Source organism: Pantoea sp. Ap-870 (genome assembly GCF_011752515.1).
GTDB classification, from domain to species: Bacteria; Pseudomonadota; Gammaproteobacteria; order Enterobacterales; family Enterobacteriaceae; genus Pantoea; species Pantoea dispersa.
Genome location: NZ_VWXG01000037.1, coordinates 1 through 224, shown reverse-complemented (window position 1 = coordinate 224; position 224 = coordinate 1). Strand labels below are relative to the sequence as shown.

Annotated in this window: 1 rRNA gene; it reads right to left on the bottom strand. The window is 50.9% G+C overall.

The window, feature by feature from the left end:
* Nucleotides 1-224 (bottom strand): 23S ribosomal RNA (locus tag F3J41_RS23270); the annotation flags it as partial.

The following is a 224-nucleotide window of genomic DNA, read 5'->3' as shown; positions in this document are numbered from 1 at the left end:
TTAAGACTCGGTTTCCCTTCGGCTCCCCTATGCGGTTAACCTTGCTACAGAATATAAGTCGCTGACCCATTATACAAAAGGTACGCAGTCACACCCGAAGGTGCTCCCACTGCTTGTACGTACACGGTTTCAGGTTCTGTTTCACTCCCCTCGCCGGGGTTCTTTTCGCCTTTCCCTCACGGTACTGGTTCACTATCGGTCAGTCAGGAGTATTTAGCCTTGGA